Below are 9,024 nucleotides of genomic sequence, written 5' to 3'. Positions count from 1 at the left end.
CGTGGCCTCCATGGTCATCGTTGCTTCGCAACGTCGATCATGGACACCCTCGCTTCTATTCGCTGCCCCGTACCCCTTGGAATAGATCGTCTAGGTGAGGTGCCCGGCCGGTGTCGCGCCGCTTTCCGCCGCGGCCGGTCAGCGTCCTGTCACCGGGCACGCAGCGGATTGCCAGGTGGAGGTGCTGCACTGGGCGGACGCCGAGGGAGAGGAACCGAGATGCGCTGGTTCAACCGGCGGTCCCGCGCCGACGATTCGACGATCCCGACGAAGCTCGACCGGGAGGCCAACCGGGACGACCTCGCCGCGCTGGCGGACTTCGTGTCCAGCCGGCAGGGAGTGGAGTTCTACCTGGAGCCCGAGACGACCGCCACGGACACCACCGTGGTCGCCATCGCGCACGACGGCGAGTGGATCCGCCGCCGCACCGGCTCCCCGCGTACCGCGGCGAAGCTCGCCCACCGGCACGCCGTGCCGCTCTACGAGGCGGCGCGCACCGGCTACCCGGAGCGGATGCGGGCCTGGAACCGCGCGCACCCGGAGCGGCGCGCCCGCTGACCCCGTCGCCGACGGGGGCGGCTCAACCGGTGACGGCGCGCGCCACGGCGTAGCCGAGGGAGGCCCCGCCCAGGCCGGCGACCACGCTGGCCAGGACGTTGGCCAGGGCGTGCCAGCGGGCGCCCCGCCGGGCCAGCCGCAGCGTCTCGTAGCTGAGGGTGGACCAGGTGGTCAGCGCGCCGCAGAAGCCGGTGCCGACCAGGGCGGTCACCGCCGGTCCGGCCGGTACGGCGGCGACCGCGCCGAGCAGCAGCGAACCGGCCACGTTGACGGTCAGCGTGCCCCACGGGAACGGCGAGTCGTGCCGGGCCTGCACGGCCCGGTCGGCCAGGTACCGCAGCGGGGCGCCCAGCGCCGCCCCGATCATGATCAGCAGGACGGTCATCCGGCCGCCCGCCGGGCCCGGGCCAGCAGGCCGGCGGTGGCCGCGTCGCCGGCCCAGACGGCGAGCAGCGCCCCGACCAGGGTGGCCGCCAGGTACCCCAGCGCGACGCCCGGTGCGCCCGCCGCCACCACCCGCTGGATGTCGACCACGTAGGCGGAGAAGGTGGTGAAGCCGCCGAGCACCCCGACGCCGAGGAACGGCCGGACCAGCGGCCCGGCCGGGCGGGCGGTGATCAGCGCCATCAGCACCCCGATCAGCAGGCAGCCGGCCAGGTTGACGCCGAAGGTGGCCCACGGGAAGCCGGCCAGGCCGGGCGGGAACGCGGCCTGGAGCCCGGCCCGGGCCAGCGCGCCGAGCACTCCGCCGGCGGCGATCACGCCGAGCACCACCGCCGGGTGCGCGCGCAGCTCGCCCCGGTCGGCGGGTACGTGCAGGTCGACGTCGGGATCGACGCGGAACTCGGGTGATGTCACGCTGCCTCCCACCAGGACGGGATCACTGGCAGGGACCGTTGGCGAGCCGATCGCGGTTCTCCCGGCGCGGGCCGGGACGGCGGGCCCCACCGCCGTGCTCGGGGCGAGCATACGCGGGCCCGGGCGGCGCCGCGCCGGGTCCGGGCGGCCGGCGTCCATGATCACGCTCGACCCCGGAAACAGTGGCCTCCGGCTCGGCGGGAGGCCACTGTTTCCCTGACCGAGCGCATCGTCGGCCCGACCCCGTTGACCTGGCAGGACGAGCCGTACGAGCGTACGGTGTGCGGGATCATCCGGCGTGCCGCCGCGTCGGGGCCGTCGCGCAGGAGGCAACCGTGCAGGACCGCACCCCTCGTCCCGAGGAACTGGAGCCCGTCGAACGGGCGAGCGTGGACGAACTCCGGCAGGTGCAGCGGGAGCGGCTGCGGTGGTCGCTGCGGCACGCGTACGACAACGTGCCGCACTACCGGCGGGCCTTCGACGCCGCCGGGGTCCACCCCGAGGACTGCCGGGAGCTGGCCGACCTGGCCCGCTTCCCGTTCACCGGCAAGGCCGAGCTGCGGGAGAACTACCCGTTCGGCATGTTCGCCGTCCCCCGGGAGCGGGTCGCCCGGCTGCACGCCTCGTCGGGCACCACCGGCCGGCCCACCGTGGTCGGCTACACCCGGGAGGACCTGCGCACCTGGGCCCGGCTGATGGCCCGCTCGATCCGCGCCTCCGGTGGCCGCCCCGGCGACCGGGTGCACGTCGCCTACGGCTACGGCCTGTTCACCGGCGGCCTCGGCGCCCACTACGGCGCCGAGGAACTGGGCTGCACCGTCATCCCGGTCTCCGGCGGGATGACCGAGCGGCAGGTGCTGCTGATCCGCGACTTCGCACCCGAGGTCATCATGGTGACGCCCAGCTACATGCTCGCCATCGTCGACGAGATGGAACGCCAGGGCGTGGACCCGCGCACCACCTCGCTCAAGGTGGGCATCTTCGGCGCCGAGCCGTGGACCGAGGACATGCGCCGGGAGATGGAGCGGCGGCTGGACATGCACGCCGTCGACATCTACGGGCTCTCCGAGGTGATGGGCCCCGGCGTGGCCGTCGAGTGCGTGGAGAGCAAGGACGGCCTGCACGTCTGGGAGGACCACTTCTATCCGGAGATCATCGACCCGGTGACCGGGGCGGTGCTGCCCGACGGGGAGCAGGGGGAACTGGTGCTCACCTCGCTCACCAAGGAGGCGATGCCGGTAATCCGCTACCGCACCCGGGACCTGACCCGCCTGCTGCCCGGCACGGCCCGCCCGATGCGCCGGATCGAGAAGATCACCGGTCGTACCGACGACATGATGATCGTGCGCGGGGTCAACGTCTTCCCCACCCAGATCGAGGAGCTGATCCTGCGGATGCCCGCGCTGTCCCCACACTTCCAGTGCGTACTGGACCGGCAGGGCCGGATGGACGGCCTGACCGTCCGGGTCGAGCGCCGGGCAGGGGTGCCCGTCGAGACCGCGGAGCGGGCCGGCCGGGCCCTGGTCGAGCAGGTGAAGAACACCATCGGCGTGAGCGTCGCGGTCGACGTGATCGCCCCGGACGGGGTGGAACGCTCGATGGGCAAGATGCGCCGCATCGTCGACAACCGGCGGGAGGGCTGAGATGGGCGGGGACGACCGGACCGCCGCGCACGACATGTTCGACGCCGACGTGGCGTCCAAGGGGCTTGGCATCGAGCTGGTCTCGGCCGGCGACGGGGCCGCCGTCGCCCGGATGCGGGTGACGGCGGCGATGCTCAACGGGCACGCCATCGGGCACGGCGGGTTCGTCTTCCTGCTGGCCGACACCGCGTTCGCGCTCGCCTGCAACAGCCACGGCCCGGTCACCGTCGCCGCCGGCGGCGAGATCAACTTCCTGCGCCCGGTGCGCGAGGGCGACCTGCTGGCGGCCCACGCCACCGAGCGCACCCGCTACGGCCGTAGCGGCATCTACGACGTCACCGTCCGGCGCGGCGACGAGGTGGTCGCCGAGTTCCGCGGCCGCAGCCGCACCCTGGACCGCGACGCCTGACCTCGGGTACGCCCGGCGCGGCGGTCAGGCCGCGGCCCGGGCGGCGGGCGGCACCCGGCGGCCGTCACCCGGGCGGCGGACGGGCCCGACCGGCCGCGGGACCGCGCCGGCGGGGTCGGTGCCGCCGTCGACGGGCCGGCCACCGGGCGAGGGTCTCTTCCGGAACCGGTAGGACGTCACCGGGCCCGCGTCGGGCCGCACCCCCCGGTCGGCCACCGGCGCGACCGATACCGGCCCGGCCGGCACCGCGGCATCCCCACGAGGCGGGGCCGCCGGCGCCGCCGGTCGCATCCACCGGTCAATCGCCGGGCCGGCCAGCGCCGGCGCATCCGCCGGCAGCGCGGCGGCACCGCCCCGAGGTCCGTCCGCCCGCAGCGCGGCGGCACCGCCCCGAGGCCCGTCCGCCCGCAGCGCGGCGACCCCGCCCCGAGGCCTGTCCGCCCGCAGCGCGGCGACCCCGCCCCGAGATCCGTCCGCCGGCACCGCAGCGAGGCTGTCCCGCGGCGCCGCCGTTCGGGCTGGTCGGGCGTCGGGGCGCCGCCGGGGTTCGGCCGGCCCGGCCGGACGGACCGCCGGGGCGGCGGGACGAGCGTCCCGCGCGGCGGTGACCTCGGGTCGCGCGGCGGCGCACAGACCCGCCGGCTCCCGCACCGGGGACGCGGCGGCCGGTCGCGGGTGCGCCCGCCGGGCCAGCTCCGCCCGCGCGGCGCGGGGTAGCCGGCCGTGGGCGACGCGGGCGAGCAGCGGCTCGGTGAGCCGGTACCCGCCGCGCTCCGCGCGCCGCAGCAGCCCCGCCCCCACCAGGTGACGCAGGGCCCTACCGGCCCGACCCGACGTCCAGTCGAGCAGCCGTTCCAGGGCGGCGGCGGTGATTCCGGCGCCGAGTGCCGCCGCGGCGGCCAGCGCCGCCCGCTGCTCGCCGTCCAACCGGTCCAGCCGGGCGTCGGCGAGCCGGCGGATCGGGTCGGGCACCGCCGCCCCCGGCGCGCCCCCGTCGTCGAGCGCCCGCACGTACGCCGCCGCCGTCCCGGGGTTGCCGGCGACCAGGGGCAGCAGGGTGCGGGCCACCGCCGCCGGCCGGCCGGCCCGGGCGAGCAGCTGGCGCAGCAGGCGGCCGGTGTCGACGGCGCCCAGCGTCCGCAGCGGTACCCGCCGGACCCGGTCACCGTCGGGCAGCGGGTCGGCCCGGCCCGGCCCGTGCGTGGTGACCACCGCCAGCGGCAGCCCGCGCAGGGTGGCCTCGGCGAGCAGGACCCGCAGGAACCGGCCCAGCGGGGTGGCCGCCCGGTCCAGGTCGTCCACCGCCACCACCACCGGCTGCTTGGCCGCCGCCGCCAGCAGCACCTGCCGCCAGGCCTCGGCCCCGCGCGCCGGGTCGCCGGCGCCGGCCAGCAGATCGGTCAGGGCGGACACCGTGGGGTCGGCCAGCGCCGGTGGCAGCGGGCCGGCCAGCGTGCCGGCGAGCCGCCGGCGCACGGCCGGCGCGGCGTCGTGGTCGCGGATCCCGGCGAACCGGCGGACCATGTCCGCGAGCGGCGCCAGGACCCCTTCCGGGTACGGCGGGCAGTGCGCCACGCACCAGCGGACCGGCACGCCGTCCACCGTCGACAGGGTACGGACCAGTTCGTGCAACACGCGGCTACGCCCGCTGCCGGGCGGCCCGACCAGCGCCACCCAGCGCGGCCGGCGCTGCCGTAGGGCCCGGGCGATCTCGTCGCCCGCGGTGGCCAGCTCGCGCCGCCGCCCGACCAGCGGGCCGGGGTGCTCGGTGGGACGGGTCGGCAGCGCCGCGACGGCCCGCCAGACGTCCAGCGGCAGCGCCCTGCCGGCGACCGGTATCGACGCCAGCGGCCGCTGCTCGATCAGGCCGACGGTGGTCCGGTGGGTGGCCGCGCAGAGCGCCACCGCGCCGGGCGGCGCGTACTCCTGCAGGCGGGCCGCGGTGGTGATCACCGCGCCGCTGGCGACGCCGTGCGCGCCGTCGCGGGTGGCCGGGACGTCCACCAGCACCTCGCCGGTGGCGACCCCGACCCGGATCCGGACCGCCATCCCACCGGCCAGCGGGCGCCGGTCCAGCACCCGTTGGATCTCCAGCCCGGCCCGCACCGCCCGGTACGCGTCGAACCCGTCGGAGTCCCCGGCGCCGAAGAGCGCCATCACGGCGTCCCCGACGTACTTCTCGACCGTGCCGCCCCACCGGCGCAGCACCCCGGCGACCGTGTCGAAGTAGTCCCGTTGCAGGGCCCGGACGTCCTCCGGGTCCAACCGCTCGACCAGGCCGGTCGAGCCGACGATGTCGGCGAAGAGCACGCTGACCGTGCGCCGTTCCTCCGGCACCGGCCAGCGCGTCGTGATCTCCGGCTCCTGGCCGGTCGCGAGTGTGGACACTGGCATCCCACCTGCCTAACCCCCCTGGTGGCTGATGACCTCTGGAGACTCCCACCACCGGGCCGACGGTGGATCTGCAGAACGACGTATGTCGGCCACCCGCAACCGTTCAGTCGCAATGTCGACGCGAGAGGTACCTCAGGGCCGGGAAGGCAGTAGAGAGGCACCGGAGACTGTGACTAGGCTGCCTGCCATGGCCAGCGACGTGGACAGCCCGCCCCTCGTCGGCCGGGCCGACCGGGTGGCGACGCTGCGGTCCGCGCTGCTCGACGACGTCCCACCCGGGCACACCGCGGCCGTCTTCCTCACCGGCGAGAGCGGGGTGGGCAAGTCCCGCCTGCTGCGCGAGGTGGGCGAGGGGCTGCGCGCGGCGGGCGCGCTGGTGCTCACCGGGTCCTGCCTGGACATCGGCGACGCCTCGCCGCTGCACCCGCTGCGCCAGGCGCTGCGGCGCTTCGACGCGGAGCTGGCCGCCACCCAGGCCCGTACGTCGTCCACGGTGCGCGGCCTGCTGCAGGTGTTCACCGAGGAGAGCACCGGCCCGGACGGCGCCGGCGCGCTGCTGGAACGGGTGTCGCGCGGGCTGAGCCTGATCGCCGAGGGCCGCCCGCTGGTGCTCGTCCTGGACGACCTGCAGTGGGTCGACCGGAGCACCCGCCAGCTACTGCTCTATCTGCTCGCCGGCCTCGGCGACCTGCAACTGTCGGTGCTCGCCGCGGTGCGGACCGAGTCGTTGCAGGGCGCCCACCCGCTGCGCCGGGTGCTGACCGAGCTGCGCCGGCTCCGGTCGGTGCGGGTGCTCGACCTGGCGCCGCTGGACCGCGCCGACACCGACCGGCTCGCCACCGCCATCGTCGGCCGGCCGCTGGCCCCGGAGGCGGCGGAGCTGATCTGGCGGCGCAGCGGGGGCAACCCGTTCGTCGTCGAGGAACTCGCCCGGGACGTGCGCGAGGGCCGGGCCGGACTCTCCGACACCCTGCGGGAGATCTTCCTGGCCCGGGTGGAGGCCCTGCCGGAGCCGGCGCACGCGGTGATGCACGCCGTCGCCGCCGGGGTGGAACCGGTCGAGCACTGGCTGCTGGCCCGGGCGGTGCGACTGCCCGAGGAGGAGCTGATCGAGGCGGTCCGCTCGGCCGTCGCCCATCGGCTGCTGGAAGGCGCCGACGACGGCTACCGGCTGCGGCACCGGCTGGTCGCCGAGGTGCTCGCCGACGAGCTGCTGCCGGCCGAACGCGCCGCCCTGCACCGCCGGTACGCCGAGGCGCTCACCTCGGCGCCGGCCGAGCTGCACCAGGCCCGGCTGGCGCACCACTGGCGGCTGGCCGGCGAACCGGCCCGCGCCCTGCCCGCCGCGATCGCCGCCGCCCGGGAGGCCGAGCGGCTGCACGGCTTCGCCGAGGCGCACCGGCACTGGTCGACCGCCCGGGAGCTGACCGCCGCGGTGACCGGCCCGGCGTCCGAGGTGGACGGTGTCGAGCTGCTGGAGCGGGCCGCCGAGACGGCCCACCAGTGCGGGGAGCACGCCCGGGCGCTGGAGCTGCTGGAGGAGCTGGCGCGGATGCCGGGCGCGCCGACCACCTGCGCCCTGCACATCCGCCGGGCCCGCTACCTGGCCGCCGCCGGCCGGTCCGCGCCCGCCGAGGCGGAGTACCGGCTGGCCCTCGCGGCGGCCGACTGCACCGCCCGGGAACGGGTCACCGCCGCCGCCCACCTGGCCGAGTTGCTGCTGCACCTCGGCCGGTACGCCGACGCCGGCGAGCAGGCCCGGGAGGCGCTGGAGCTGGCCGCCGGCGCCGAGGGCTGCGCCTCCGAGGTGGTGCTGGCCAGCGCCGCGCTGGGCTTCAGCCAGGCGTACCTGGAGGATCCCGACGGCGGGCTGGCCGTCGTGCGGGAGGCGCTGGAGGTCGCCGAGTCCTCCGGCCGGCCGGAGGACGTGGCCTGCGCGTACCTGCACCTGGCGGAGCTGCTGACCGGGCCGCTGAACATCCTCGAGGAGGGGGTGGTGGTGGCCCGGCGCGGCGCCGAACGGGTCGCCGAGCTGGGGCTGGGCCGCACCTACGAGACCCGGCTGCTGGCCATCGCCACCAACGGGCTGTTCCGGGTCGGGCAGTGGGCCGAGGCGGAGAAGGTGGTCGCCGCGGCGCTGCGGCACCGGCCGTCCGGCGCCGACGCGGTGGAGCTGCTGCTCGCCCGCTGCCGGCTCTCCGTCGGCTACGGCGACATCGAGGCGTCCGACCGGGACCTGGACGCGGTGGCGACCATGCTCGCCGGCGGCGGTGCCCGGCACGTGCTGCCCATGCTGATCCTGCGGGCCGGACTGGCCATGTGGGAGGGGCGGCACGACCTGGCCCGGCAGGCGGTGCAGCGGGGCCTCACCGAGAGCCGCTCCGACGACGTCATCGTGCTGGCCACGCTGGCCTGGCACGGCTTGCGGGCGGAGGCGGAGGCGCACGCCAGCCGCACCGTCGCGGTCGACGAACGGGCGGTACGCCGGCTGCGCGAGGTGGCCGACCGGGTCGCCGGCAAGAGCGAGCGGGCCGCCCGTCCGGTGCGCTACGTGGTGGACGGCTTCCTGGCGCTGTGCGAGGCGGAGGTGAGCCGGCTCGACGGCCGGGGCGACCCGGAGCTGTGGGGCCGCTCGGTCGCCGAGTGGGACCGCCGACAGCACCCGTACCCGGCGGCGTACTCACGGCTGCGGCAGGCCGAGGCGCTGCTGGCCCGGCGCAGCCGGGTGGCGACCGCGGGCAAGCTGCTGCGGCAGGCGTACCGGATGGCGCAGGCGCTCGGGGCGGAGCCGCTCAGCTCGGAGATCCGTACCCTGGCCGGCCGGGCCCGGGTGACGCTGGAGGAGCGGCCCGCCGAGCGCCCACCCGCCGCGCCCCGCCCGAGATCGGCTCCCGCCCAGCCGGCCGGCGACGAGCTGGCCCCGCTGACCGCCCGGGAGCGGGAGGTGCTCGCCGCGGTCGCCGAGGGCCTGACCAACCGGGAGATCGGGCAGCGGTTGTTCATCAGCGAGCGGACCATCGGCGTGCACGTGTCGCACATCTTCGACAAGCTCCAGGTGCGTACCCGGGTGCAGGCCAGCGCGATCTTCCTGCGCAACGGGTCGGATTGACGACTACGTCGGCTCGGTCACGCCCAATACGTCGATCTACTGATTCGCCGGCC

At 76.6% G+C, this 9,024-nt stretch carries 7 protein-coding genes; 4 read left to right on the top strand and 3 right to left on the bottom strand.

The features are described from left to right. The first annotated feature begins 219 nt into the window (after positions 1 to 219). Positions 220 to 558, top strand: a complete 339-nt coding sequence (locus AB0H57_RS29485) for a hypothetical protein (RefSeq protein ID WP_357511942.1) — start codon at positions 220 to 222, stop codon at positions 556 to 558. A 22-nt stretch (positions 559 to 580) separates the two neighbouring features. Here the strand turns inward: AB0H57_RS29485 and crcB are convergent, their stop codons facing one another. Further along, positions 581 to 943 (bottom strand): fluoride efflux transporter CrcB, encoded by a 363-nt coding sequence (gene crcB / locus AB0H57_RS29480; RefSeq protein ID WP_357511941.1) that lies wholly within the window; start codon positions 941 to 943, stop codon positions 581 to 583. Then, positions 940 to 1,428, bottom strand: a complete 489-nt coding sequence (locus AB0H57_RS29475) for a CrcB family protein (RefSeq protein ID WP_357511940.1) — start codon at positions 1,426 to 1,428, stop codon at positions 940 to 942. Before AB0H57_RS29475 ends, crcB begins: the two co-directional genes overlap by 4 nt. Before the next feature lie 323 nt (positions 1,429 to 1,751). Here AB0H57_RS29475 and paaK point away from each other — a divergent pair, with 323 nt between their 5' ends. Next, a complete protein-coding gene (paaK, locus tag AB0H57_RS29470) occupies positions 1,752 to 3,059 on the top strand; it encodes a phenylacetate--CoA ligase PaaK (RefSeq protein ID WP_357511939.1) in 1,308 nt (435 codons plus the stop codon). 1 nt (position 3,060) lies between these two features. After that, entirely contained in the window at positions 3,061 to 3,468 is a 408-nt protein-coding gene (gene paaI / locus AB0H57_RS29465) for a hydroxyphenylacetyl-CoA thioesterase PaaI (protein ID WP_357511938.1), read from the top strand. 24 nt (positions 3,469 to 3,492) lie between these two features. On the opposite strand, the gene AB0H57_RS29460 is transcribed toward paaI, so the two are convergent. Beyond that, the gene (locus AB0H57_RS29460) at positions 3,493 to 5,862 is read right to left on the bottom strand and encodes an adenylate/guanylate cyclase domain-containing protein (protein ID WP_357511937.1); all 2,370 of its coding nucleotides are present in this window, start codon (positions 5,860 to 5,862) and stop codon (positions 3,493 to 3,495) included. A 187-nt stretch (positions 5,863 to 6,049) separates the two neighbouring features. On the opposite strand from AB0H57_RS29460, the gene AB0H57_RS29455 reads away from it, so the two are divergent. After that, a complete protein-coding gene (locus tag AB0H57_RS29455) occupies positions 6,050 to 8,971 on the top strand; it encodes an AAA family ATPase (protein WP_357511936.1) in 2,922 nt (973 codons plus the stop codon). Positions 8,972 to 9,024 lie beyond the last annotated feature (53 nt).

This window comes from Micromonospora sp. NPDC050686 (assembly GCF_040654475.1).
GTDB lineage: Bacteria > Actinomycetota > Actinomycetes > Mycobacteriales > Micromonosporaceae > Micromonospora.
Note: the sequence above shows the minus strand (reverse complement) of the source record. Positions and strands in the feature narration are given on the sequence as shown.

Excerpts from the sequence above, each read along its gene's own strand:
- AB0H57_RS29485 (WP_357511942.1), top strand. The coding sequence starts at position 220 with ATGCGCTGGTTCAACCGGCGGTCCCGCGCCGACGATTCGACGATCCCG.
- crcB (WP_357511941.1), bottom strand. The coding sequence starts at position 943 with ATGACCGTCCTGCTGATCATGATCGGGGCGGCGCTGGGCGCCCCGCTG.
- paaI (WP_357511938.1), top strand. The coding sequence starts at position 3,061 with ATGGGCGGGGACGACCGGACCGCCGCGCACGACATGTTCGACGCCGAC.
- AB0H57_RS29460 (WP_357511937.1), bottom strand. The coding sequence starts at position 5,862 with ATGCCAGTGTCCACACTCGCGACCGGCCAGGAGCCGGAGATCACGACG.
- AB0H57_RS29455 (WP_357511936.1), top strand. The coding sequence starts at position 6,050 with ATGGCCAGCGACGTGGACAGCCCGCCCCTCGTCGGCCGGGCCGACCGG.